We start from the raw sequence: 24,837 nt of genomic DNA, 5'->3' as shown, positions 1-24,837 counted from the left end.
CTTATATCGTACCCCATAGCACCAGACTTTAACTTAAAATGGAACTGGGCTGAAAAAGCGTTGTTTTATTCCATTGCTTGGGTGATTAAAGCTCAGATATTTGGCATGTAAGTGAAGACGTGAGGCCAGCGAAAGTGCAGTAGGGTGTGCGTACAAGCGATCGCCAATAATAGGGTGACCAAGACTCAACATGTGCACTCTAAGCTGGTGGGAACGCCCAGTGATAGGAAACAGTTCAATCCTTGATGTGTCCTTGCCCTTACTGAGTACTTGCCAACGAGTCAGTGCTTTTTTGCCTCGTTCATGATCCACCATTTGCTTAGGGCGATTCGGCCAGTCACAGATGAGAGGAAGATTCACCTCCCCGGATTCTTCTGATGGCCAGCCGTACACAATAGCTTCGTAACTTTTTTCTGTTTGTCTTAATTCAAATTGGCGAGACAAGTGCCGGTGCGCAGCTTTATTCATGGCCATAAGCATAATGCCAGATGTGGCCATGTCTAAACGATGAACAATACTTGCGCTTGGAAATACACGCTGCACACGAGCTTGCAGTGAATCAGCATGTTCAGGCGCTTTACCGGGTACACTCAGCAGCCCTGAAGGTTTATCAAGTATCACGATATCGTCATCTTGATAAATTATCCTTAAATAGGGCGAGAGTGGTGGTTGGTAGTTTAGTAGCGCCATTAGGGGTTATTGACGACCAAGCGTACGGCTTCCAAATTCAGTTTAGCACTTGTAATTAAGTGAGTCAGGCTGCCTATCTGTTCTTCTAGATGGCTTATTTCTTCAGGCCTAATCGCTGGATTCACTTCACATAAACTTTGTAAGCGCGCTAATTCATCGCCAAGTAAGGTTTGCATTTGCTGTTGACGTTCAGTCTTAATTTCTCCTGCCAATTGCTCTGCTTGTACTTGGGCCGTTTCTAATGCACTAACAACCTGTGTGCGGAGAGCATTAATCAGTTGCACACCCATTTTAGGCCGTACAGACTCAATTTTAAAAAACGACTTATCTTCGTTTTCTAGTTTGGTATTAATACAAACTTTAATGGGAGTTGGTGGTAAAAAACGCGCTAACTGCATGGTTTTTTCTGCCTTGGCCGAGAGGACAAACAAACATTCAAGCCAATATGCACCAGCGGGTAGCGATCTATCTTGGCACAAGCCAACAGAACTTTTACCAATGACTTCGGTAGTTAACATGTCCATCGCATGAGTGATCATGGGATGATCCCAGCTGAGAAAATGGGCGTTTTCGATCCGAGTAGCCGTAGTGCGCTCGTACGTAACGGTCATTCCCTCCTCATCTAAACCGGGAAGCGGACTTAACATGGTTTCCGTCGGGCGAAGTAAATAGCAACTTTCGTCTTTTTCTTCTTGTAATACACCAATTGCATCAAACAACTTTGTCATAAATAACTCAAGAGTTGGAGACTCTTCGGCATTTAAGATGCGAGCCAAAAATTGTTCTACACGACCCTGGCCAGAAGAATTAAGCTCTAGTAATTTGTCACGTCCTTGCTCCATTTTTAACTTAAGTGTTCTATGCAGTTCGGCGGTTTGATTAATCAAGTGATGACATTGCGTTTCATCCTCAGGGTTTTGCAAGCAATTCAACAAGGCTTCTTGGGTTTCTTCGTAAACTATCATGCCGCTGGGACAAGTTTGTTCAAAGGCATTTAAGCCTTGATGATACCAATCAAGTAAGACTTGCTGAGCGCTTTCTTTAAAATACGGCACATGGATGCACACATCGAACTTTTGTCCTATTCGATCTAAGCGTCCAATTCGTTGTTCTAATAAATCGGGAACGCGTGGCAGGTCAAATAAGACCAAATGATGGGCGAACTGGAAGTTACGACCTTCACTACCAATTTCACTGCATATCAGTACCTGTGCGCCTTCTTCACTTTGAGAAAAATAAACGGCCGCTTTGTCTCGTTCAACAATACTCATGCCTTCATGAAAAACCGTTGAGCGTATGCCCGTTTTAATGCGCAAAGCCTCAGATAACTGCATGGCAGTGGCAGCATTCGCACAGATTGTCAGGACTTTTTCGCCCTTTAATTCTTTGAGTTTATCGGCAAACCATACAACGCGCGGATCAACATCCACCCAACTGTTCACTACATTAGGGTGACGCTCTGGAGTGAGGTGCAACTGCAGATTATTGGGTTCAAGCGCTAATAGCATTTGATATTCGAGTGGCTGACTTAAGCCATAAGACAGAAGTTTTCTGCCAGGAAAGCCAGCAACTCCTGCGCGACTATTTCTAAACAACATTCGCCCAGTACCATGGCGGTCGAGCAGGGTATGCAGTAATTTGGTTCTTTGCTGGCGATCCGCTTGATTGATGTTTTCAAGCATGCTGCTATCAGCAAACTGGCTGATAGCCGCTATGTCATTAGCGCTTAAACTCTCACCACTTAATAAGGGCGTGATGGCTTGCGCTAACTGGCTATATTGCTGTTCTTCATGAACAAAACGTTGATAGTCGTGAAAACGCGCAGGGTCAAGCAGGCGTAAACGAGCGAAGTGGCTTTCATGTCCAAGCTGGTCTGGCGTCGCGGTTAATAGCAAAACACCTGCAGTGGCTTGAGCTAATTCTTCGATGACTTGATACTCTTGTGACGGTTGCCCCTGTGACCATTTAAGGTGGTGCGCCTCATCGACTACCATTAAATCCCATTGAGCCGCTAAGGCTTGTTGATAATAGCGGCTGTTATGGGTTAAAAAATCCAAGCTGCAAATGACTAATTGCTCTGCATCGAAGGGGTTACTTGCATCTTCTGACATCGCCTCGCAACGTTCTTCGTCAAACACTGAAAACGCTAAATTGACCCGACGTAACATCTCGACCAACCATTGATGCACCAAACTTGATGGCACGACTATTAACACTCGTTGTGCTCGTGCTGTGAGTAATTGTTGGTGAATGATCAGGGCAGCTTCAATAGTTTTACCTAACCCTACTTCGTCAGCAAGCAGGACTCGTGGGGCATGTCTACGCCCCACTTCTGAAGCGATGTGCAACTGATGAGGAATTAAATCCACACGAGCGCCAACAAAGCCTAATAAGTCCGATACACTATGATTAAATTGATGTTGTAAGCATTGCTCACGTAAGTTAAACCATTTTGGATGATCAAATTGACCATTAAACAAACGCTGCTCAGGCTGGCTTAATTGAAAATGATGGTCGATAAATGTTTCTTTCAGCGCAGCAGCGTGTTTGTTATCGAGACGAGTTCCATAATAGGTAAGTTGGCCATCTTGCTCGGTGATGCGTTCAACTAATAGTTCCCAGCCTTCATGGCATTTAACGGTATCACCCGCTTCAAATTGAATACGAGTAAGAGGGGCTGACTGCGCTGCATATACTCTTGTTTCACCCGTTGCAGGGAAAAGTACCGTAAGCGTGCGATTGTCGAGCAGAATGATCGTGCCTAACCCCAGATCTGACTCAGTGTCGCTCAACCAACGTTGTCCCAAAGCAAATAGTTGTTGTTTCGCCATCGTTATTACGGTTTCCTGTCTAAATGAATTTTCTGTATTGTTGTGAATATGATTATGGCAGCAGTATGGCAGATTTGCTTAAGCAAGATGCACGACGCCCATTTTGTCACGCACTGCGCCGAGTGCAGCGTCATATTGTATCAAATTAAAATCGACTTACGTGCTGATCCGTTATTTTTTCCTAAAAATTAATAGGACGATGGGTGGAAAAGTTGATGAATATGGAGAAAAAGTGGTTTATTGTTGATTTACAGCTGAGCAATAAATCAAAAATTGTTCAGACTGTAGACTAGTCTGTGAGTGAGGTTTGCGAGGTTCACGGTTAGACTTTTGTCCGATCAAATCTGCAGCCAACCATGCCTACCACAGATATTCAAGCCTCATTGATGTGGAGATACGGATGCCAAAAAAAGCAGCACTAGATTCAAAAATTTATGTGTTAGATACCAATATACTCCTTCACGAACCACTCGCCTTTTTATCCTTTAAAGAAAATGACGTTGTTGTACCCATGACGGTGCTCGAAGAGCTAGATTATATTAAAGATAGTAAAAAAGACGTTGCGCGAGATGCTCGCGTATCAATTCGCGCGATGGAAGATTTGCTACACGATGCCACGCCAGAGCAAATGGTCGATGGCGTGTCAATGAAAGGCCTAGGAGCAGGCGACACGGCGCCTTCGGGTAGCCTTTCAATCTTTGTTGATCATGGTCTGCCTATCGACAAACACGTGTTTACCAGTAATGAAAATGACAATCGCATCATCAATAGTGCCCTGCATTTACAGGCGGAGTTTGCACCTCGTCAAGTGGTCTTAGTTACCAAAGACATCAATATGCGACTCAAAGCAAAAGGTGCAGGTTTGGCTTTAGTTGAGGATTACCGTACCGACCAACTGATTAGTGACATTAAGTATCTATCAAAAGGCTACCATACCTTCTCCGGTCAATTCTGGAATCAAGTCAAGTCGGTCGATAGTCGTACCGAAGGGCGCGATACCATCCATACCATTGAGCGAAAAGTATTACCTGAAGCGTATGTCAATGAATTCTTAATTGATGAAGAAGGTAAGTTTGCAGGCATAGTTGAGTCGATGACTGACGAGCATCTTGAAGTATTGGACCTCGGAGTTGACCGTTTGATGGGACGCAGAGCTTGGGGCATTACACCGAAAAATATAGGCCAAGCGATGAGCTTACATGCCTTGCTCGATCCGCATATCGATTTGGTGATTCTAACGGGTCCTGCAGGTAGCGGTAAAACCCTGCTGGCATTGGCTGCCGCCTTGGAGATGGTGGTAGAGAAAAACATGTACGATAAGATTATTGTCACGCGTAGCACACCAGAAATTGCCGAATCTATTGGTTTTTTACCGGGTACCGAAGAAGAAAAAATGGCACCTTGGCTTGCAGCTATCACTGACAGCTTAGAAGTGCTGCATAAACATGATGAAAATGTAAAAGGCTCCATGAGTTACATTATGGAAAAAGCCAATATTCAGTTTAAGTCAGTCAACTTTATGCGCGGGCGAAGCATTCAAAACGCCATCGTGATTTTGGATGAGTCGCAAAATTTAACTGCCTCTCAACTCAAAACCATCATTACCCGATGCGGTGAAGGGACCAAGCTTATTTGCTCTGGTAATTTAGCTCAGATAGACAGTAACTACTTGAGCGCTGTTACATCTGGATTGACGTATTTAGTCGAGAAATTTAAGAATTTTTCGGGTAGCTCCACCATTAACCTAGATGGCGTAGTGCGTAGCCGCTTAGCTGAGTTTGCCGAAGAACAAATGTAAGTGGATGGGATATACGAATCACTATTACTAGGTCGGGGTGCATTAAGTGAGATTTACAAAGGGTCTGATACTTTAAACACGTATCAGACCCTATTATTAGGGCTACCTAAAATATGTAGTTAATGGCAAAACGAACGGCCGTTGCATCTCTAGTATCATCCAAATCATCACTACGTTTGCTCACATCCGCTTTTAATGCCACATTCGTGTCTAAGTCATAACGCACACCAACTGACGTCACGCTATATTCCTCTATAAAAATACTCTGTAATCCAAAACTAATATCCGTTGCAATAGGTAAAATATCTGAAGGCAATCCGATCAACTGCTCAGTGAACTTAGCTGGCTTATTAGAATCCTGACTTTCGTATGTTATGGATGGTGTCCATTTACCTTTACGCATTCCGGCCGTAACATAATAAGAGTCAACTTTTGGACGAAATGAATTTTCCGTCTTAGCCTGAGTATATTCCCCACTCACAAACCAATCATACTTATCCACCTCTATACCCACACCTGCAAAAGTACCTGTGTCATCTTTAATTTCTAAGTCGCTGGCCAGTTGAGGCAAACCTAAATTCCTAAGCGTATCAAATGCGTCCTCTAATTCAGGGCTAGAATTAACAAGGTTTATTCTTCCATATACCCCTCTCACTTTAAACCAATCTCTAACTAGCTCAGCACTAAATATGCCAAGGTTAGATGCTTTAGCTTTAGCCCCCTGAAAATCTGCTGAAAAGCCCCCCAAACCTAACTGCAAATTGTATTCCCAATCGCCAGAGTAACCACTATAGTCAAAACGCACGCCATCCATGTTGGCAAAAGGCACATCATAAATAACTCTAGGCGCATTTACCCAGTGATAGGAATACCCCACATCACTTGAAGTAGAATAACGAAACAAAGGCTGGCGTAAACGCCCTGCAGAGACAGATAAATTATCCGTTGCATGGTAAGTAATATAAGCCCATTCAAAATCAGGTTCATAATCATTCTTTCCTCGAGCGACTATTTGCCCTGTGGCCGTCATCTTACTGTTGATGTCGCCACTCACTTGTACGGCAAATAAGCTTTCTGAAGTAAAAGAAAAATCATCATCATAACCATACATACTGTCATCAGAGCTAGTAATACCACCAATTAGGTTGGCAAAACCGTTTATACGAAGTTCAGCTTGAACGCTTGTTGCAAGTAAAGAAAGAGAACCTATTAGTATTAATTTTTTCATTTTAGATGCTCCTGAGATTAGTTAAGTGGGATTGCTTTTACATTTGCGGTAACTGCCGAACTATCCACATAGCTAATGGCATCTTGGTTGTCAGCCACCAACGCGATGGCCTCTGCATCATTTTGCACTTCTTTTGGAGGGATCCCTTTGCCAGTAAATACCAACTTGGACCAATAGGCTGAAACTTGAGCAGAGCTTCGTCCTAATACTGTTGTATCAAAATCTGTACGACTAGGGGAATCTGCGATTTGGTTGACGGGAATGGCTTCTTTGCCATTTGAAAATTTACCTTCTTTACCCAAAAAAATGCGTTGTGCAACTTTTGCGTCTATTGCAGAGTCATTATTGGGATTGACGATAATAACGGTTTCAGAAAGAGCGGAAAAACTAACAGACAGAAAAACACTTGAACTGAGTATAGCCTTAATTAAAGCTTGTTTTTTTAACATGTCACGACCTTATAAGATTTGTGAATTCGCATCCATGCTAAGGAGTTGTTATTAAATCTTAGTCGATTAAGTTAAATTAGCGAATTGTAAGAAATAACTTTAGTATAGGGCTGGGTACGTAGGTATTTAAATTCATACCATTTGTCTATGTTCTTGGTTATTTTGCGCAAGGGACTGGGATAAAATACAAGCTAAATGCAGGTTAGGGTACTTGCTCGTAACTAAATAACCTACTATTGATCGCTCGTTCACTCGATGCAGCGACAGTGCCTAGGGGCATGAGAGCGGGACCCGTTGGCTCCATAAGTAAGTAGTCAGAGCCACCAAAATTGAAGGTTTGTTCATTGTTTCTGTGAGGAAGGCTGATACCTAATAAAGCGTGTTGTGGCAAATACACCATAACTAATTTTATTTCTGGCAATAGAGAACGAATCAAGCCTGCTGTGAGAACGGACTTACTATCACAGTCGCCAATATTTTCTCTAATAAGAGCAAGCGGCGGCAAAAAACCTGCACCATTTGAGCTCATTCTGTCTTCTAATTCGTTATAGGGAATGCTTTGAACCCAGCTTAAAAGTAAGTTTACATATATTCTACTTTCACTATTAGGCGGGAGTTTTTCATATATCGCTTGTGCAATCGGTAATAAAGGGGCTTTATTTTCGTTTATGTATCGTAAGTGATCGGCTTTCACCGCTTCTTGACCAAGATGGGAGTAAAAACGGGTGTAGTAATGGTCATGTAAATACTTGTCAAACGCTTTCTCCTGGCTTTTCGCCATGGATCCTTGCCATTTTGTTAAAAGCTTAGGTGAGCGACTGCTGACTTTAACGTTAATATCTTGAGTGCTTCGTTGGATTTCAATGCGAGCCTCGCGTGGGTCGATTAACCGTGCAGCTTTATGTAGCTCGATAAAGACGTATTGTTGCGCTAATTCGGGCACGTATCGTTTATGAACTTGTTTGGCGTTTTGTTTGTTCGCTAAATCAAAGGTGAGGTTTTGTGTTTGAGAAAAGCTATCAATCCATTGATAACTAAACATTGTTTTTTGATTTTCTTTGGCCTTCTTAAAACTTACTTGCTCAGCAAACACCTGATAATGGACAGTAAAGAATAGGATGGCGCTTATTTTTGCAATCCACCGAACACAGCAAAATGAGCTTGTAGTAGGCGTCAAAAAAAAGCGCGTAAACGCATTATTCTCTCGGTTTTTGCGTTGGGCTGCTGCGGTGGTTTGTTTGTTCAATTTCCAACATATCATGTTTATTCGTCGCCAGGCCTTCATCCGCGGTTTGATGTTCACTTGCCTTAGGAATAACTAAACTATCGGTAATTTTACCTAAGGCATTAAGTTTTCTGTCTGGGTTAACAAAAACCGGACGGGCTAATAATAAATTATTAGGATAGACCACATGCTCATTAGTGCTGGTGGTGAGTTTGGTATTTAGTAAACCCAACTCTGCAATATAGCCTTCTATATAGTTATCTGCATCAATCACACGAATATAATTGCCACGGCGAAAGGAGGTATGAAACAACAGGATAAAAAAGGATGTTACGTTACTTAAGATAGACCAACTAGCAAAGAGGGCGACCCCTAACAGGGTTATGATCGAAGTAGAAAATATTAAAAGGCCACTAAAATCAATTCCCCAAATGAGTAAAACGACCGCGATAGTCACAGTGGCACATACTAGTCTGACCATGTGATAGGCTTTTGCTACTTGTTCACTTTTAAAGCCGCTGTCATCGGTTGATTTAGTCAAACGAGGCAGGGTGATACGAGTGACCAAGACATAACCAACCAGCGCTAAGCATGTTGCCAACAGATTGGTTCTGTAAGATGCGACCCAGTTAAGGAAGTCGACTAATATGGTTTCAAATTGCATTAAGGACTACAGATAAATTTACTTGAGGCTAGTTTAATACATAACGCAGGCTAGCAACTAATTGAATTGTTTTTGCCGTAAAAGTCCAAGATTGTATTCCACATCAATTACAGGAATAAAACCTGCTGGCGTTGCAAGGTTGACGTAGCCCTGTACGGTTTCAACTAATAAATCACCAAAAGTTGCAGTTCGAAGCAAAGGTTGGTTGAGCACTTCAGGCAAGTTGTCAGCCATAACCCAAGGAGATATGCCGCCTGCGGCAGCAAAAGCGAGGTCCAACTCAAAACTGTCTATTTTAGTGGCAAAGTCATACAGGGCTATTTCTTTAGTGACGAGTTTGAGTAATTCACGCTCGCCGTTCACTTGAGTTAACCGGGTTTGAAGTTCAGGCGGGGCGTAATACATTGCGATCATAGTAAAGAAATAGCCTTGTTTATTGGTACGCAAGCGAATTGAGCATCAAAGCAACACTGGGTGGCACTATCATGCTACTCGCTGTCAGTCATAGCAAGAATATTAAACTGATCATGTCTCCCAAGGGTCACGGTTATTTCGATAGGACTACAACAAATTTGACAATCTACAATTTGTTGTTGGTTGAGATCGTTATCGGGATCAACCTCTATATCATTGATTTCCATACAATAGGGACAGCTAAACTCTGCATTAGTGGTCAAACTCATTTTATATCCTTTAAATTTGAGACGTCTTTGCCGATATTATTACGGCACAAACTCAAACATAGACCAAAAATACGGATAAATTTAATTTATTTCTGTGTAATTAACTCAGGCTCGCAATATATTCTTTAAAGGCAATATTGCCTGCTTTGCGCTCTTCGGCAATTTTTTGGACATGTGGATTTTCGGTCAACAAAGCCATCAATTCGTGGGCGCCCGGCGCAAGCGCTAACAAGTCAAAATCAAAACACTTTTTAGCTACCACCGAAGCAAGGTCTGCACTGTATAAAAACATGATATCAGCAGCGCTAAACTCACTTCCGGCAATATAAGGGCTAAATTTTGCTGTTCTGGCTAAGCCTTCCATGCCTTTATATAGTGCGCGTTTTACTTCTTTTTTAGTGGCGTCACTCACCACCTGCCCAAAAAACACTTCTGGGTGGCAACGCCGAGCAGGTAATTCGAGATACAGTTCGCACATTTTAACTAGCTCTTTTACTTTTGATTTCGCAAAAGGTTCAGCAGGGTAAAGTGCTGGAAGGGGAAAAGTTTCTTCTAAATATTCGAGAATAACATTCGTTTCACATAAGGTGCCTTGATGTGTTTCTAAAGCAGGTACCTTGCCCATAGGACTCAGCCTCAGAAAGTCGCTCGATTGATTTGGATAGACAGTGTTTTTCGTGTATTCAACATCTTTATAAGCCAAAGCTAATTTAATCATGTTGAAGTAGTTACTTACATCAAAGCCATGCAGGGTTAACATTCTATGCTCCTATTATTATACTGCGTTTTAGCATGGGATAATTTAGTCCTAGTAACAAGATTATTTCATTTATAGATGTTTATAATTTGAACAACACAACAAACAAAAACGCCCGCAGTGAGCGGGCGTTTACATGTCGTTGTTAAGCGAGATTAATCAAACATATATTTAACTGAAAGTACGGTAGTACGTCCGTTAAGTGGGCGAGCACGAATGATGTCGCCTGCGTTTGCCGTTGCTTCTTCAGATTCAGTAATGACAAATTCATCGGTTGCGTTGTTTACGTTAAGTGCAACTGAGAAACGGTCACTGATCCAATAGGTCGCAAACAGGTTAACTAAGTTGTAACCATCCTGTTTAAGTTCATTTGAATCTTGAACATAAAATTCAGTAGAACCTTGGATAGAAGCACCAACTGACCAGTCATCTTGCACGTATTCAGGGGTGATGGTGTAGATCCAATCAGCTTGACGACGTGGTGTTTTGCCTTCTAGGGCAGGGTTGAAAGCATCTTTACTGATTTCAGCGTCAGTCCAAGTCAAGTTACCAGTAACCCGGATGTCATCAGTTGCATTCCATCTGCCTTCGAACTCAAGACCTGTCGCTTTATATTCACGAATGAAGGTTAGGCCACTAGTAAGCTCTGCTTGCGTATCTTCAGTTACAGTGTCAAATAACGTCGCGTTTAACATTAAGTCACGCGTTCCGTATTTAAAGCCTATTTCTAATTGCGTCGTTTCATCAAAACCTGAGGTTGTGCTAGTCAAGCTGCCATCAGAATTTAATGTACCAGCAATTTGTAATAAGCGGTCGGCAATTGCTCGGCTACCTTTACTGTAACGGGCGAAAATTGTTTTTGTATCGTCAAGTAAGTAAGAACCACCTAACGAGTAAGAAACATTGCTTGCTGTGTAGTCAACAATTTGTGAGCTTGCGCCAGCACGATTTAAGTTGATGACACCACCAGCAATAAATCCACTGTTAACTGCTGAAGCGTCTTCGATTTGCTCGATGGTACCGTTGCCGTTTAAGTCAAAGTCAGTATTGCCACCACAACATGAGCTAATAAGTTCGCCAGAAGCAGTCACTTCGTCGTAACGAACAGAGGCATCTACTAAGATATTGTCTGACAATTCGAAGCCGATGTTCATGTAAGGTGCTTTAGTAACGTAGTTTAAATCCCAATCCCAAGACAAGAAGCTGGCTGATAATAAGCCATCAGCAACGAGTTGTGTGCCATCGCCATCGGTGATGTTAAGCATCTGAGAGTTACTGCCATCCAAGGTTTGGATAAAAGTCTGCCAGCTAGCCCAGCTTGTAGCGATGTTTTGATTTGAGTAGTAATAACCCGCTGTCACAGATACGCCATTATCAAATTCTTTACGTAGGCTCATGTCGTTGATCATGTTGCCTAAGTCGTTAATGCGAGTATCAAACAACAAGTTAGTAAATGCTAAGCCATTATATGCATCACCGGCGTTTGGTCCATTTGCTAACGTAACAGACGTTGAATCACAGTTTAATGCACTGCCATCACCAGCTGTTGCGCCTGAACATAAAGCGGCAGCAAAACCATTAGCACTTTGAGGGCCTACAGGAAATCCGTCTGTGAACGGTGCAATAAAGCCACCAGAGATATCAGACATACGGAATTTATTTAAAAAGAACACGTTGTCCGCTACTTCTAAGTCAACTTCCATTCCAAAAGACGTTACTTTTGATTCAATGCCATCACGAAGATCACGGTTTTGCGCGTTACCGTAGCTATCAAAAGTGGAAATATTAGTGTTGTAAGCTGAGTTAAGCGCTTGTGAGCTAGCATCGTAGTTGTCTACTGGACCAAATTCGCCATTGCCGTTGAAACGCACAGGAGACGGCAAGTAAGTTGAGACTTTGTCATCTAAGTTTTTGAAGTAAAAACGAAGATGGCCTTTATCAAGTACCTTGGTGATGTTTAGTTTGATCTGACCACCTTGGTCACCATTGTAACCCGTTTCACGAGGGCCTTCACCGTTGCGGGCAAAACCAGCGACATGGTAAAACAAGTCATCAGCAAGCTCTCCGCCGTAGCGAAAATCTAAGCGAAACTCATCATAGTCAACACCAAAAGATGTTCCGATAGCACCACCACCTGATTCACCGGTGTTGCTGATTAGGTTGATTACACCGCCTGGAGAGTTACTTGCAAACGTCGAGGCAGAACCACCACGAACAGATTCTACTGTAGCTACAGACCAATCGTAACGTAGGAAGTTATCGGCATTACCGAAGTTGATATCACCGTATTCTAATACTGGCAGGCCATCTTCATGTATTTGCAGGAATTTAGAACCACCAGTAGCTAGAGGAATACCACGAATAGTAATGTTCGCATTACCACCACCGCCAGACGATTCGGCGCGTATACCAGGGATAGCACGAAAAACTTCTGCGGTAGAACGCGGAGCAAGTTTAAGTATGTCATCTTCGCCTAAGGCACTAACTGAAACACTCGCCTCTTGCATGGTTGCGCCAGCAGGAGAAGCGGTGACTACGATTTGTTCATAAGTCTCTTTGGCCTTTTGCGCTTCCGGTGCTTGGGTTTCCTGTGCGAATGCTTGGACGCTTAGACTTAAAGTTGCAATAGCGATCGCGGCACTAATTTTGTTCTTGTTAAAAACGGAATTAGTCATTGTGAACCTCATTTAGTTTTAGTGTGTTTGTGTAACCAAAGTAATTAAGCGCTATTCAAAACAGCTAGAAACCGGCTTAATCGTTTAAGATGTTGCGCAAATGATAGTGCTTAAAATCTGACTTGTAAATAAATTATAACAATAAAATAACAATGAATTTTAAAAATGCCTGCTTATTCACGCCAATAAAACTCTATGTGCATGATAAATATAGCTTATTTTTTTTACGATTTTTTGAACTTTTATTGTTAAATTAGTGTCCGTTAGTTGTTGTTTTAATCTTTATTAATCGGTTAAGCAATTTAGGTGTTTTGTCACTTGTTGTTTAGATGTTGCTGACGCAAAGCCTTGAGAGTGTTGTTTAGTTAACATTGATTAGAAAAAACACTGAGGGATTATTACAAAATTTCATCGCGTAAATTAGCGCTGATTAGGTTGACATGCCGCGATAATTAGAACAAATCACTGTTAGGTTTCACTAGTAGATTCCGGTAGTATTGCAAGATGCACAAAGTAAAAAAGTCAGGAAATAGTGATTAAAAAGAAACTCAATTTGAAACAAGTTGCAGCGCAGTTAGGTGTTTCGACAGCGACGGTTTCTAACGCATATAACAGACCAGATCAGTTGTCAGAAAAGTTAAGAGAGCGAATTTTACGAGAGTCCGCTGAACTAGGTTACTACGGTCCTAATTTAGCTGCGCGCTCGTTACGACGGGGAGAGTCGGGCGTTATTGGTGTTATGTTGGCCGACTCGATCAGCTATAGCTTTTCTGATCCTGTGGCTAATCAACTGATGCAAGGAATCGCAGAAGTTTTAGTTGAAAACAAAAAGCAATTATTGCTGTTGTCTAGCGGTATGACATCTGCAGAGCAAAGTAGTGCAGAGTCTTTACCCGACGGTTTTATTCTTTATGGCGCTTTGCAAGGCAACGGATTTGAACACATCAAACGCACCGGTAAACCAGTGGTTGTGGTAGATTTTGAATTTGCCGATAGTGGCTCAGTAAATATAGATAACGAGCAGGGCGCCTATAACATTGCTGAACATGCGCTGCAAAAAGAAGACAACAGCCAAGTGGCGGTTTTGGGCCTTCGTCTGATTGACTCCTCTCGAATCTGTCGCCTAAGTCAAGAGGATCTAAGCATGCCCAGCCAAGAGATTTCTCGATTAAGGTTAGCGGGTTATATGCGAGCCGCCGAAGCGAATAAAGTCAGTATACCGGTCGATAAAATATGGCATATACCAATCAATTCTCCTGAAAAAGCAGAAGTAGCTGCCAGAGAGGCGTTGACCTCTTCACCTTTACCCACTGTGTTACTGTGTATGAGCGATGTAATTGCTTTAGCAGCCTTAAGGGTGGCGAATGAATTGAATATCGCCGTGCCGGGGCAAGTGCAAGTAACAGGCTTTGATGACATACCCGAGGCATCCCGCAGCACGCCACCGTTATCTACTGTCTGTCAGCAAAATTTGGAAAAAGGTAGATTAGCTGCCACTATGTTACTTGAGGGAAATTCAAAGGAAAAAGTCATTCTTGAAACTCGTTTGGTCGTCCGTCAAACCTGTAAATAAAAAAGCTGCTGACATTCATTTACCGTCAGCAGCTTGTCTTAATATTACTTTAGGCCAACCACATCACTTGATAAGCTTGAAGTGCAATTTGCCCCTGATTAGATGACACAGACTGTTGGGTGATTAAATCATGACCCAGTGAGCTGTAGAGTTGATCGACAATTTTACTGTCTACGTGTTGTTCAAATTCACTGAAGTTGCACAATACTAATAATGTTTTACCTTCGTTGTCGTGTCTGGCAAAAGCAAATATATGACCGTTGTTTGTTTCAAGTATCTGAGTCTCTGCTTGTCCAAAGATACTGTTTTGTTGCCTTATTTGAATTAATGTTTTCAAACCTTGCGATATTTTGTATTGCGCTGATTGTGGGATATTTGCCTGATCAATGGCGGAATCGGTTACAGCAATCCTATTTACCCAACGGTCATCGTGCTTTTTACTGTCGTCATGTTGATAAGAGTAATCGTTCAACAACCCTAATTCATCACCCGAATAAAGCAGAGGTACGCCACCAATGCTCAAAATAATACTATGAACCAGTAGGATACGTTTGATCGCGTGGTCGATATTTTGAGAGTCATTATGCTCAATAGCGCTTTCTAAGCCTGCTAAGGATGCCAACGAGCCGCATACTCGACAGTCTCCTGTGCTGGGGTTTTCGCCAAAAGCAACGCCGCTGGCAAAAGAACCTTCAAAGCGACCAGTATAAAACTGATTGAGAAAGTAACGGTGGTCGTTACCATTGATGCCAAGTTGTTGCGCAACATCATCGTCAAACGTCCAGCCAATATCGTCATGACAACGAATATAGTTGACCCATGCACACTGGTTTGAAATAGCAAAGCTCTTGCGCATAGATTGCGTTAACAATTGTGTTTTACGCGTTGCTAAACTCTCCCACACTAAAGCCATTAATAAGGGATTATAGGATAACTGGCACTCTTGTTTATCGATATATTTAAGCACTTCGTCAGGATGAACAATGGCTTCTGACTTAAAGACGACAGCTGGAGCACTGATTTGCAGGCAACTATTAAATGCTTGAATCAAAGTATGGGCTTTGTCTTGATTTTCACAAGTCGTGCCCATTTCTTTCCAAATAAACGCTAGGGCATCAAGGCGTAATGCTTCACAACCCAAGTTCGCTAAAAATAGCATCTCGTCTGTAATACCGTTAAATACAGCGGGGTTAGAGTAATTTAAATCCCACTGAAAACTATTAAATGTTGTCCACACCCATTTTTTAGCCTGCTCATTCCAGGTAAAGTTTCCTCTTCTTACTTGAGGAAATATTTCTCGAAGTGTGTGTTCGTACTGATCAGGCAGGGTGCGATCATCAAACATATGATAGAAATCGGTGTACTCACTGTCACCCTCTTTGGCTGCCATGGCCCAACGGTGTTCATCAGATGTATGGTTAAATACAAAATCCAGTACCAAACTGATACCAGATTTTTCTAATGCTTTGGCTAGCGTTTTAAGGTCGTCTATATCCCCTAATTTTTCATTTACCTTCCGATAATCAGATACGGCATAACCACCGTCACTATCGCCTTTGGGCGAGTCATAAAGAGGCATTAGATGCAGATAAGTAATGCCTAGTTCCTTTAAGTAGGGGATCTTAGCCTGCAGATTAGTTAGGTCACCCGCGAATAAATCTACATAACATGCCATACCTAGCATGTTTTCCGATTGATACCAGTTAGGATCATTCAAACGTTTTTTGTCTTTGCTCTTTAGGGCTCTAGATCGCTGACTAAAGCCTTGCGCCAAGGTATCGACTAATTGCTGTAAATAGTAATAGAAATCGTAACGGTGACCATAAAGTTGGAATAATAGTTCAAACAACCTTGGAAACTCTGTATTTAGCCTAGCTTCAAATACGGCCATATCACTTTTCGACAACTGAGAACGATCGAGACTGATTAGGATGCGATTCAATGAGCGTTGACTTTCTTGTAATAAGTTCATAATTAATTAATCTTCTGATACGTTTAAGTTAAAAGTGTGTGTGCTAATTATTATTGATTCTACCGCATAAAGTAAATACTTTGCTAGGTTATTTTTACAAGGTATTTACAAATAAATTCTGATTTGTTAATGTTAATTCATTGATGCTTAATCGATTAAGTGTTTATTTTAGTATGACATAAAGAAAGATATTCGCTTAAGATTAGCTGTTGATAACATATTTTACGTAAAAACGTTAACCGAATTGAATTGATTAAAGGGTAATAGGCAATGACAAAAGATCAAATAGGAAGCAGTACTACGCTTATTCGTTGGCTTACTTACCTCATGTTTATGATGTTTGCCATGACATCAGATTCTGTTGGTGAAATTATTAAAGAGGTCAAACGTGAATTTGATGTAAGTAACACGGAAGCCAGTTTGTTACATTCATTGTTTATGATAGGTATTGCATTTTCTGGACTTTTTCTGGGTTTCTTAGCGGATAAATTTGGTAGAAAAATCACCATAATCTTGGGTTTAAGTTTATTCGCTCTTTCTTGTTATTTTTTCCTCGCAGCTAATAGTTTTGGCTTCATTCTAGGCCTTATCACCTTATCGGGTATTGCGGTTGGTGTATTTAAAACGGCAGCATTGGCGTTGATAGGTGATATATCGACATCGACTAAAGAGCATACTGGTACAATGAATGGGGCTGAAGCTTTTTTTGGTATAGGCGCTATTATCGGGCCCTTGATTGTAGCCTGGATGGTTAGAGAGGGCGTGGATTGGAAATTACTGTATGTGCTTGCTGGTGGTATGTGCACGTTACTTATTCTGTTAGCTTGGAAAGCTGACTATCCAACTCACAAAAAGCAAACCTCAAACAAAGAACCCATAAACTTTATGAGTAGCTTAAAACTACTTAAGAACCCCTATGCAATGGGTTTTTCAGTGGGGGCATTTTTGTATGTTGCAGCCGAAAGTGCGATTTACGTATGGATGCCAAGTTACTTAGTGTGTGATGCTGCGAGCCTTAGTGATACCTTTGCTTGTTATACCGATGGCCCCGATAAAATGCTAGCTATGTATGCCGTATCTGTCTTTTTCTCCTTACGCGCAGCAGGTCGTTTTGTTGGCATTTGGATGATGCAACGCTACAACTGGTCTTTAGTTTTGATGTTGTTTAGCTTTGCTATCATGGTCTGTTTTGTTGCGGGGCTTCTTGGCGGCAAAGGTGTCGCCCTTTACACCTTCCCATTGACGGGGATTTTTATGTCGGTCATATACCCAACATTCAATTCTAAAGGTATAAGCTGCTTTACAAAACGCGAGCACGGAACGGTTGCCGGTGTTATATTGTTTTTTACCGCTGCTGGAGCCGCCGCCGGGCCATTCATCATGGGTGTGATCAGTGATGCTTACGGTGGCGATGCGAAATACGGATTTATTGTAGCAACCGCGTTTACTGCGATACTCTTTGCAGGATTGCTATATAACTACTTATTTAATCCGACAGAAAAACGTTTGGCTGAAATAGAAAAATCTGAATATGGCAACGCCCATAATTAGTGTTGGTATCTGCTAGGCTGTTGACAGTTAACAGTGTGGTCAGTTTAGCTGCGCCGTTTAAAGGCGTAGTTTTATTTTTAGACTAAAGTGAATTCATGAAGTCGTCGAGATTACTGACGTCTGGTTAATGATTGGTATTTATATTTTGAAAGAGATGAACAACGATGACCCTTCCCAAAATGAATTTGTCTAAGGCCGACCGTCTTATTCGAGGTGTTTTAAGCATTGTCTTAATTATATTCGCGGTTTTTTGGTCTGAACAAATAGGCGATGTGCTACTGCAGGCTCTTATTATTATTTTTGCTGTATTAAACCTCATTTCCTTTACCATCGGATGGTGCCCAGTTTATAAATTAGCGAATATCTCTACTTTTAAAGGCTAAGTTTTTTTAAGGGTGACTATTGTCTAATTTTAGCTCTTCAATCTCTGACGCTAACCTACGCCGCAGGCTGATCATTGGGTCAATTAGTTTGGCGGTCGCGGTATCCATAATTTTTATTGTAGTGGCCTATCGATTGTCCAGCGATTTAGCTGAGTCAATCGAGGTAAAAGAGTTTAACAAACAATTTCGTTGGTTTTTTACTGAGCTTGAATCTTTAAATAGGCAAATTGAAGACCCTGAGCAATTGATAACTGCGGTGCAGGACAACCCTGTTTTTCAAAACTTAGAAAGTGAACTAGTTGCAGTGGAGGTTTGGTCAAATCAAAAGCTGCATAAGGTACTTAATCGCATCAATGCAGCGGACATGATTAATGAACTTGCATCGATAGGGGAGTCTTTAGAGGCAAACGGGGCTCTAAAATATCAAGATCAGCATTTATTTTGGCAGTTTCAACGCACCCCAGGAAACACTTTCTCGTTACTGTTAGTACGCAAAATCAGTAGTCTCGACCAAGCTTTAAGTTTCATTGCGAATCGCTTGTCCATCACAGCATTCTTAACGTTTTGGTTGGCTATTTGGGCTGCTTTGGTCATGTCGGCCGTGATCACAAAGCGATTCGAAGAAAACAATCAAAAACTGACTTTTTTGGCCTTGCATGACCCCCTTACCGGCTTAAAAAATCGGACCTATTTACATGAATATTTTAATGCCGAGGTAAATAATAGTAAGCCGCTTAGGCAAAAAATCGACCAAGAACAAGCCGCTATTTTAATGATCGATTTGAATAAGTTTAAAGATGTAAATGACATCTTTGGTCATGCAACTGGTGATGAGTTAATAAAAATTATTGCACTTCGTTTGCAAGCAGTAATAGGGGAAAACGATGCTTTGTTTCGTTATGGTGGCGATGAGTTTTTGGTGTGGCTTAATCTAGACGATTCAAGAGATGTTATGCCCTTTGCATCCGAGTTATTAAATTGCTGCGGGCGTCCTGTTCCATTGGCAAACAATCAGTTTGAAGTGGGTGCGAGTATCGGTATTGCTTATTACCCCCAGGACGGCGAAAAGTTAGATACCTTGGTGAAACATGCTGACATCGCCATGTATCACGCTAAAAAATTACGCAGTGGTTTCGAGTTTTACCAAAAACAATTGCCGGTTTTCAGTGAAAGGCATGTGTTATTGCGGGGGCAATTAACTCAAGCATTAGCATTGCAGCAATTTTTTTTAGTGTATCAACCCAAAGTGTCTTTACCTGATGGCAAAATAATCGGTGTAGAAGCGCTAGCAAGGTGGCAACACCCACTCGATGGTTTGTTGAGCCCGGTGGACTTTATTGATCTCATAGAGCAAAGCGGCGCCATTCATAGTTTCAGTCGTTTTGTCATTACCGATGCGATAAAGCAAGCAAAATTGTGGTTAGACGCCGGTACACCTATGCCTATTTCAATCAATTTATCGGTCTATAACTTGGCCGACCCTGAACTCGTTACATTCTTCCAAAACCAGTTTGCACAATTTAAAGTGCCTGCTGAATTGTTAGAAGTCGAGTTAACAGAGAGTGCCAGCATGACGGATATTAAAGTGACTCAAACTGCTTTCAAGCAATTGCATGAGTTAGGCGTAAAGTTATCAATAGATGATTTTGGTACCGGCATGAGTTCGTTTGCGTACTTGCGTGAATTAGATATGGATTTTGTCAAAATCGACCGCTCGTTCGTTGCAAGCATGCTGGACGATAGGCGCAATGAATTGGTCGTAAAAGGGCTCATATCAATGTGCCAAAGCTTGGAAAAAAATGTCATCGCCGAAGGCATCGAAACCGCCGAACAAGCTGAAAAATTGTATGAGCTAGGATGCCGTATTGGTCAAGGCTATTTCTTTGGTAAACCGTGTTTTGCCAGTGATATTAAAACGGTGACGAACGAAACTAGCCTTTGAAGGTAAGTAATTTTACTGAGAATTTAAATTGTTAGCCCTAATAACGGGCTTGTAGTTTATAATCACCGCAACTGTTGAAGTAATTAAAATTGAGTAAATTAAGATGAGAGTGATTGGTGTAGAACTAAGTGCCAACGATGCAAATGTATGTTTTTTATCGTTGGAGAATGAATTATTTCAAATTCCAGATTGTCGCGCGCGCAAAATATCTTTACCTAAAAATGCAACCAGTAAAGATTTACGTTACTTTCAAGCAACGTTCGCTAAACTCGTTCAAGACTACAAAATTGATAAAATAGTCATCCGCGAGCGGCCTATGAAAGGCAAATTTGCCGGCGGTGCAGTAGGCTTTAAATTAGAAGCCGCGCTTGAACTCATTGCGGACGTAGACGCAGTGATAATGGCACCCACTGCCATTAAAGAGGCGATAAAGCGTAATCCGGTGCCAGTGGATTTTGCTGAGACGGGGTTAAAAGGCTTTCAACAAATTGCTTTTGATGTGGCATATGGCTATTTGATGAAAGACAAGTACGATATCTAAGCAGACAAGTTCAAACCGCAAGCTTAGAGCAAGAGCGTATTATATTTACAAAAGTTCGATTTCTACTAAATGATAAAGGCAATAACATCACGTATTGTCTTTTTTTTTGCTTTTTTTTCTGCGAAAAAACTGAGGTATTAATCGAGTAACGCCAAAGAAAATCGACCTTTTTCATTCACTCCACGTAGCAAAATATTGCACTAAATAGTCAATAGCCAAACGAGCGCGAAGGGGCAAAAAACGCTTGTTCTGATAGACTATCCAACTACTTGCGCCTTTCCCCCAAAACGTACTCAATACGGGTAGTAGTAATCCTAATTCGATTGATTGCGTGAAACTACTCTTAGGCATATAGGCAATGCCTAAACCTTGTTCTGCGGCTTTGACTACGGCGTGGGCATTATTACTGCGCCACCGCCCACTAACCTTAATACTTTCTTGAGTGCCATCTTGACTAAATAGCCAATGATCATTGTTGGAAATAATGCATCGATGATTTTTTAGGTGACTTGGTTGCTTGGGCTCGCCATATTGTTGCAAATAAGCAGGACTTGCGACTGCCATCATCGGTCTGTTGGCTAATTTACGAGCGACTAGACTAGAGTCGCTTAGTTCACCATAGCGAATAGCAAAATCAAACCCGTCATCAATAAAGTTAACCATGCGAGTATTAAAGTCCATTTCAATAGAAAGTTTAGGATGATGTTCAGCAAACTGCATCAAGGCTGGTGCCACATATTGCTCACAAAACGTGCCTGCTCCACTCACTCGAAGTGTGCCGTTAATTTGGAATTGCTGAGAGCTGACTTGTTCATTTGCTTGCTCTAAGCCATGCACCAGTTCTTTACATTGTTGATAGTAAGTGAGGCCAGCTTGAGTTAAGTGAATTTGCCGCGTAGTTCGCGCAAATAAAGTGCAAGCTAGGCGCTCTTCGAGTCGTGAAATTTGACGGCTGATATGACTTGTGCTGCAGGCAAGTCGTTTGGCTGCAGATGAAAACCCTTGAGATTCTGCTACTGCCACAAATTCGATGATACCTTCAAAGCTATTCATAATAGTCCTGTTTTTATTGTTGCTATATAGCAAAAATAATTTGCTGATTGGTTATATTATCATTTGTATGGGGATGAACTACACTGGTTTCATTATTTCAAGCAGGACTAATGCTTTAGGAGCAATCAAAATGAAAAAGATACTCGTCATCGTTACCAATCACGGTACCTTAGGTACAACTGAGCAAGCCAATGGTACATACTCGCCAGAAATCACCCATGCTCTACATGTGTTTACTCAAAACGGCTTTGATTACGACATTACTTCCATTAAGGGTGGTAAAGCGCCCATCTATGGCACCGATATTGAGGGAGATTCAGTCAATAGTGAGGTACTGGCTGATACAGAATTTCAAAACCGCATGAATCACTCCATACCGATAAATCAAGTGTCGGTGACTGATTACGCTGCGATTTTCTATCCAGGTGGTTTTGGTTTACTATCAGATTTAGCAAGTAACCAAGAAGTTGCTAGTTTGGCGGCTAAACATTACGAAAATGGTGGAGTATTGGCAGCGGTTTGTCATGGCCCAGCCGGTTTATTACCAATTATATTGAGCTCAGGTGAAAAATTACTCGCTAGCCATACCGTAACAGGGTTCACTCGCGAAGAGGAGATTGACTACGGTACTATTAACGATGTGCCATTTTTGTTAGAAGAATCTTTAACTCGTTCGGCCAGTCAGTATCGAAAAGTGCAGCCATGGCAAGAATTTGTGATTGAAGATGGCCGAGTGATTACTGGTCAAAACCCAAGTAGTGCTCATGCCGTTGCAAAAGCCTTGGTTAAGCAGCTAAACGGGTAAAGGTGTCTTTTGTGGCAACTGGGTGATTAAAAGAGGGCCCGTCACTTTCTTAGCTGTGCCCCTATAGAATAAACAAAAAGGTACGACAGCAGTGTCGTACCTTTTTTTGTTCGGCCTAATTTTTCTCGAATCTCGTCGCTTTATTTGGCTTTCACTTGCCAAACTGCCACTGTACCGCTAATTTCATTTCCGATAATCACTAATGGTTCCCCTGTTGGGCTGTCGTTTGCAGCGACAAAAGCCATTCCTTCAGGACCTAGGTCACCCATCAGGTCGCCACCTTCCGTTACGTCCCGATTTATCACGTAGTCGACAAATTTAGTGTCGTAGGGGTTAGTGATGTCATAAACAAAAATGCCACTCATGCGTTCGGTGCCGATAAACGCGTAAGTGTGGTCACCAACCTGACCAACGGCTAAAGCTTCGGGTTCTGGCCCTTTATTAGCTGAACGGCCGTCGCCCGTATTCTCATCATTTTCATTATTAAATGCGTTGCCATGAATGGAAGCTGTAATGCGCTCTAAGTCATCCCCCGAGTCAAATACGGCCATTCCGTTGCTATCCCAAATAGTAAATGAACGTGCACCGTAGGCATAAATCGCTTCATAAGTACCATCTTTATCCTGGTCTCCTAACACCTTACTGACAGTAAGTCGGCCTAAGGGGTGAGCAGTAAAGTCTGAATTACGTGGATCGCCGCCTGCAATCATCTCAAGATTTGAGCTGGGTGCGTAATCTAAACGACGGGCTTGGGTTTCTTCAGTGAACGCTAAACAACCATCGTCTGAATCGAAGTCTTGACCCCCAGCCGCAATACATAAGTCTTCGTCTTGTTCACCCGCCTCGTTCAGGGTAGCGAAAAAGTATTCACGAGCATCACCTTCATTGGCTGTTATAACAAAGCTTGCGCCTTTCCAGGTAAATGATGCAATGGTGTCAGGCATATATATACCGTAAACATCTTGGTATTGACCAAAACTCACTGTACCGTCTTCCATCCCATCAAGTTGGTACTTACTCCAATCCTTAAAGCCTAAACCTTTGATGGTAAGAGAGTTATCACTCAAATCGACGATGGCAAGCCCGTTGTTTTCTTGCAGAGTCACATAAGCAATATTGTTACTAATAGTGATGTATTCTGGCTCTAAATCTTGTGCAACGGTGGTGTTGATGAGTTTGCCGTTTATGGTGCGCCCAGTTGGATTGGGGAAGTGCATACCCATCGCTTCAAGCTCAGCTTGTTTATCATTATAAGCGCTGAACGTTAGCGCTATTGCCACATCTGCAGGTACGTTATCTACTAAGTTAATGATTGAAATTGAGCCTTCAGGATCAACGCCATAGTCACCACTAGGCTCTCCTTCGTTGGCTGTGAGCACTTTATTACCTTGAGCATTGAACGTCACCATATCTGGTAAGTTGCCCACTTCTACCGCTTTGACAAATACCGGTGTTGTAGCATTGAGGCCATTATAAAAAAGTACAAATCCGTTATTGGCTTTTGCGGCGGCGGGAACAGCTACAGCCATCCAATCATCATGTATTGCGACACTTGTAGGGCTAGCAAGCGGAATATTATTAGCCGAAGTGGGTAATACAAGAGGACTGGCGGTCATGTTATCGGCAGTAAGTGGATTGCTTACCGCTTCGTTTGTAAGGCTTGATGCATCTATCATTTCAACCGTGGGTTGCGTCGCAGCACTGTTAATGGCATAAATCATTTTGCTGGCAGCATGGAATTGTACTATTTCAGCCGCACCGAGGGGATTGCTTGGATTAAGTTGGGCTCGGCCAATCAGTTCTAAATATACCCCAGCGCTTGCGTTTTGACCGTCTGCGCCATCAGAACCACTTGCACCCACAGCGCCTTGTTCACCTACTGGACCTGGTGCTCCTTCATCGCCATCTAAAAAACAGCCGGTTAAAGCGGTACTTAGTGCTATAGCGATAGCTGTATAAGAGATCTGTTTACCCAATTTCATTCGTTATCCTTTACTAACATTTTGATTTTAGTCAG

General features: G+C 42.0%; 20 protein-coding genes. 7 read left to right on the top strand and 13 right to left on the bottom strand.

What is annotated here, in order from left to right; all coding sequences use genetic code 11:
- Positions 1-33: 33 nt before the first annotated feature.
- Positions 34-690: a pseudouridine synthase gene (locus ACEN2L_RS01800; RefSeq protein ID WP_306024121.1), complete on the bottom strand. Its 657-nt coding sequence runs from the start codon at positions 688-690 to the stop codon at positions 34-36.
- Complete coding sequence (rapA, locus tag ACEN2L_RS01795) at positions 690-3,521, bottom strand: RNA polymerase-associated protein RapA (RefSeq protein WP_306024120.1); 2,832 nt, start codon at positions 3,519-3,521, stop codon at positions 690-692. The genes ACEN2L_RS01800 and rapA overlap by 1 nt, the downstream gene beginning before the upstream one ends.
- Before the next feature lie 400 nt (positions 3,522-3,921).
- Between rapA and ACEN2L_RS01790 the strand changes: the two genes are divergently transcribed.
- A complete protein-coding gene (locus tag ACEN2L_RS01790; RefSeq protein ID WP_306024119.1) occupies positions 3,922-5,319 on the top strand; it encodes a PhoH family protein in 1,398 nt (465 codons plus the stop codon).
- A 106-nt stretch (positions 5,320-5,425) separates the two neighbouring features.
- On the opposite strand, the gene ACEN2L_RS01785 is transcribed toward ACEN2L_RS01790, so the two are convergent.
- The 8 genes from ACEN2L_RS01785 to ACEN2L_RS01750 form a co-directional block, all read right to left on the bottom strand.
- A complete protein-coding gene (locus ACEN2L_RS01785; protein ID WP_441741485.1) occupies positions 5,426-6,547 on the bottom strand; it encodes a hypothetical protein in 1,122 nt (373 codons plus the stop codon).
- Positions 6,548-6,564: 17 nt separating this feature from the next.
- Positions 6,565-6,996 (bottom strand): hypothetical protein, encoded by a 432-nt coding sequence (locus ACEN2L_RS01780; protein WP_441741484.1) that lies wholly within the window; start codon positions 6,994-6,996, stop codon positions 6,565-6,567.
- A 202-nt stretch (positions 6,997-7,198) separates the two neighbouring features.
- Entirely contained in the window at positions 7,199-8,038 is an 840-nt protein-coding gene (locus tag ACEN2L_RS01775) for a hypothetical protein (RefSeq protein ID WP_441741483.1), read from the bottom strand.
- A gap of 154 nt (positions 8,039-8,192) precedes the next feature.
- On the bottom strand, positions 8,193-8,885 hold the full coding sequence (locus ACEN2L_RS01770) for a mechanosensitive ion channel domain-containing protein (RefSeq protein ID WP_441741482.1): 693 nt from the start codon (positions 8,883-8,885) through the stop codon (positions 8,193-8,195).
- 57 nt (positions 8,886-8,942) lie between these two features.
- Entirely contained in the window at positions 8,943-9,299 is a 357-nt protein-coding gene (locus ACEN2L_RS01765) for a hypothetical protein (RefSeq protein WP_306024114.1), read from the bottom strand.
- 74 nt (positions 9,300-9,373) lie between these two features.
- Complete coding sequence (locus tag ACEN2L_RS01760) at positions 9,374-9,568, bottom strand: CPXCG motif-containing cysteine-rich protein (RefSeq protein ID WP_306024113.1); 195 nt, start codon at positions 9,566-9,568, stop codon at positions 9,374-9,376.
- Positions 9,569-9,668: 100 nt separating this feature from the next.
- Positions 9,669-10,328 carry a glutathione S-transferase family protein gene (locus ACEN2L_RS01755; RefSeq protein WP_306024112.1) on the bottom strand — a complete coding sequence of 220 codons (660 nt, stop codon included), beginning with the start codon at positions 10,326-10,328 and terminating at the stop codon, positions 9,669-9,671.
- A gap of 152 nt (positions 10,329-10,480) precedes the next feature.
- Positions 10,481-13,000 (bottom strand): TonB-dependent receptor domain-containing protein, encoded by a 2,520-nt coding sequence (locus ACEN2L_RS01750; protein ID WP_441741481.1) that lies wholly within the window; start codon positions 12,998-13,000, stop codon positions 10,481-10,483.
- 553 nt (positions 13,001-13,553) lie between these two features.
- On the opposite strand from ACEN2L_RS01750, the gene ACEN2L_RS01745 reads away from it, so the two are divergent.
- Positions 13,554-14,573, top strand: a complete 1,020-nt coding sequence (locus ACEN2L_RS01745) for a LacI family DNA-binding transcriptional regulator (RefSeq protein ID WP_306024110.1) — start codon at positions 13,554-13,556, stop codon at positions 14,571-14,573.
- Positions 14,574-14,622: 49 nt separating this feature from the next.
- Here ACEN2L_RS01745 and ACEN2L_RS01740 read toward each other — a convergent pair whose 3' ends face one another.
- Positions 14,623-16,545 carry an alpha-amylase family protein gene (locus tag ACEN2L_RS01740; protein WP_441741480.1) on the bottom strand — a complete coding sequence of 641 codons (1,923 nt, stop codon included), beginning with the start codon at positions 16,543-16,545 and terminating at the stop codon, positions 14,623-14,625.
- A gap of 270 nt (positions 16,546-16,815) precedes the next feature.
- Here ACEN2L_RS01740 and ACEN2L_RS01735 point away from each other — a divergent pair, with 270 nt between their 5' ends.
- The 4 genes from ACEN2L_RS01735 (at position 16,816) to ACEN2L_RS01720 (ending at position 20,962) form a co-directional block, all read left to right on the top strand.
- Positions 16,816-18,096 carry an MFS transporter gene (locus ACEN2L_RS01735; RefSeq protein WP_441741479.1) on the top strand — a complete coding sequence of 427 codons (1,281 nt, stop codon included), beginning with the start codon at positions 16,816-16,818 and terminating at the stop codon, positions 18,094-18,096.
- Positions 18,097-18,260: 164 nt separating this feature from the next.
- Complete coding sequence (locus ACEN2L_RS01730) at positions 18,261-18,479, top strand: YgaP family membrane protein (RefSeq protein WP_441741478.1); 219 nt, start codon at positions 18,261-18,263, stop codon at positions 18,477-18,479.
- Between the two features lie 19 nt (positions 18,480-18,498).
- Positions 18,499-20,421 (top strand): putative bifunctional diguanylate cyclase/phosphodiesterase, encoded by a 1,923-nt coding sequence (locus tag ACEN2L_RS01725; RefSeq protein WP_441741477.1) that lies wholly within the window; start codon positions 18,499-18,501, stop codon positions 20,419-20,421.
- Between the two features lie 103 nt (positions 20,422-20,524).
- Complete coding sequence (locus tag ACEN2L_RS01720) at positions 20,525-20,962, top strand: DUF3010 family protein (protein WP_306021198.1); 438 nt, start codon at positions 20,525-20,527, stop codon at positions 20,960-20,962.
- Positions 20,963-21,133: 171 nt separating this feature from the next.
- Here ACEN2L_RS01720 and ACEN2L_RS01715 read toward each other — a convergent pair whose 3' ends face one another.
- Complete coding sequence (locus ACEN2L_RS01715; protein WP_441741476.1) at positions 21,134-22,015, bottom strand: LysR family transcriptional regulator; 882 nt, start codon at positions 22,013-22,015, stop codon at positions 21,134-21,136.
- A 130-nt stretch (positions 22,016-22,145) separates the two neighbouring features.
- Between ACEN2L_RS01715 and ACEN2L_RS01710 the strand changes: the two genes are divergently transcribed.
- On the top strand, positions 22,146-22,820 hold the full coding sequence (locus ACEN2L_RS01710; protein ID WP_306021196.1) for a type 1 glutamine amidotransferase domain-containing protein: 675 nt from the start codon (positions 22,146-22,148) through the stop codon (positions 22,818-22,820).
- A gap of 140 nt (positions 22,821-22,960) precedes the next feature.
- Here ACEN2L_RS01710 and ACEN2L_RS01705 read toward each other — a convergent pair whose 3' ends face one another.
- On the bottom strand, positions 22,961-24,802 hold the full coding sequence (locus ACEN2L_RS01705) for a choice-of-anchor I family protein (protein WP_441741475.1): 1,842 nt from the start codon (positions 24,800-24,802) through the stop codon (positions 22,961-22,963).
- Positions 24,803-24,837: the final 35 nt, after the last annotated feature.

The sequence above is a fragment of the Flavobacterium sp. W21_SRS_FM6 genome (assembly GCF_052119645.1).
Taxonomy (GTDB): Bacteria; Pseudomonadota; Gammaproteobacteria; order Enterobacterales; family Alteromonadaceae; genus Paraglaciecola.
The sequence above is the reverse complement of the archived record's forward strand: the minus strand, read 5'-3'. Positions and strand labels throughout refer to the sequence as shown.

Coding starts and splice junctions, on each gene's coding strand:
- ACEN2L_RS01730 (WP_441741478.1), top strand. CDS start 18,261: ATGACCCTTCCCAAAATGAATTTGTCTAAGGCCGACCGTCTTATTCGA.
- rapA (WP_306024120.1), bottom strand. CDS start 3,521: ATGGCGAAACAACAACTATTTGCTTTGGGACAACGTTGGTTGAGCGAC.
- ACEN2L_RS01720 (WP_306021198.1), top strand. CDS start 20,525: ATGAGAGTGATTGGTGTAGAACTAAGTGCCAACGATGCAAATGTATGT.
- ACEN2L_RS01715 (WP_441741476.1), bottom strand. CDS start 22,015: ATGAATAGCTTTGAAGGTATCATCGAATTTGTGGCAGTAGCAGAATCT.
- ACEN2L_RS01765 (WP_306024114.1), bottom strand. CDS start 9,299: ATGATCGCAATGTATTACGCCCCGCCTGAACTTCAAACCCGGTTAACT.
- ACEN2L_RS01770 (WP_441741482.1), bottom strand. CDS start 8,885: ATGCAATTTGAAACCATATTAGTCGACTTCCTTAACTGGGTCGCATCT.
- ACEN2L_RS01785 (WP_441741485.1), bottom strand. CDS start 6,547: ATGAAAAAATTAATACTAATAGGTTCTCTTTCTTTACTTGCAACAAGC.
- ACEN2L_RS01790 (WP_306024119.1), top strand. CDS start 3,922: ATGCCAAAAAAAGCAGCACTAGATTCAAAAATTTATGTGTTAGATACC.
- ACEN2L_RS01780 (WP_441741484.1), bottom strand. CDS start 6,996: ATGTTAAAAAAACAAGCTTTAATTAAGGCTATACTCAGTTCAAGTGTT.
- ACEN2L_RS01710 (WP_306021196.1), top strand. CDS start 22,146: ATGAAAAAGATACTCGTCATCGTTACCAATCACGGTACCTTAGGTACA.
- ACEN2L_RS01750 (WP_441741481.1), bottom strand. CDS start 13,000: ATGACTAATTCCGTTTTTAACAAGAACAAAATTAGTGCCGCGATCGCT.
- ACEN2L_RS01705 (WP_441741475.1), bottom strand. CDS start 24,802: ATGAAATTGGGTAAACAGATCTCTTATACAGCTATCGCTATAGCACTA.
- ACEN2L_RS01775 (WP_441741483.1), bottom strand. CDS start 8,038: ATGTTTAGTTATCAATGGATTGATAGCTTTTCTCAAACACAAAACCTC.
- ACEN2L_RS01740 (WP_441741480.1), bottom strand. CDS start 16,545: ATGAACTTATTACAAGAAAGTCAACGCTCATTGAATCGCATCCTAATC.
- ACEN2L_RS01800 (WP_306024121.1), bottom strand. CDS start 690: ATGGCGCTACTAAACTACCAACCACCACTCTCGCCCTATTTAAGGATA.
- ACEN2L_RS01760 (WP_306024113.1), bottom strand. CDS start 9,568: ATGAGTTTGACCACTAATGCAGAGTTTAGCTGTCCCTATTGTATGGAA.
- ACEN2L_RS01755 (WP_306024112.1), bottom strand. CDS start 10,328: ATGTTAACCCTGCATGGCTTTGATGTAAGTAACTACTTCAACATGATT.
- ACEN2L_RS01735 (WP_441741479.1), top strand. CDS start 16,816: ATGACAAAAGATCAAATAGGAAGCAGTACTACGCTTATTCGTTGGCTT.